Raw genomic sequence first — 306 nt, 5'->3', positions numbered from 1 at the left:
CACGGATTTCGACAGCCTTGCCAGTGGTGACACGGCTACTGTCACTGTCCGCTATGTGATGTCCGATGATGAAGGGGCTACCTCTGAGTCAACAGCAACCATCACGGTGACCGGCACCAATGACGCGCCGGTGTCGACAGCCAACACCGCCACAGGCCATGAGAATGAAACCCTGACCATTGACGTACTGGCCGACGACACGGATCTGGATCACAACGACAACCCCGGCAACTTCAGCTTGGATAGCGTGGAGATCGTGGATGGTGACGGGAATCCCGTTACGGGCCAGGGCACGGTCAGCATCGC

Annotated in this window: 1 protein-coding gene; it reads left to right on the top strand. The window is 58.5% G+C overall.

Annotation, left to right across the window (positions count from 1 at the left end; translation table 11 throughout):
* Nucleotides 1-306, top strand: a 306-nt coding sequence (locus AC27K1_RS21755) for a VCBS domain-containing protein (protein WP_487152892.1), incomplete at both ends; no start/stop codon positions are given.

This window comes from Kistimonas ophiarachnellae (assembly GCF_057552235.1).
The sequence above is the reverse complement of the archived record's forward strand: the minus strand, read 5'-3'. Positions and strand labels throughout refer to the sequence as shown.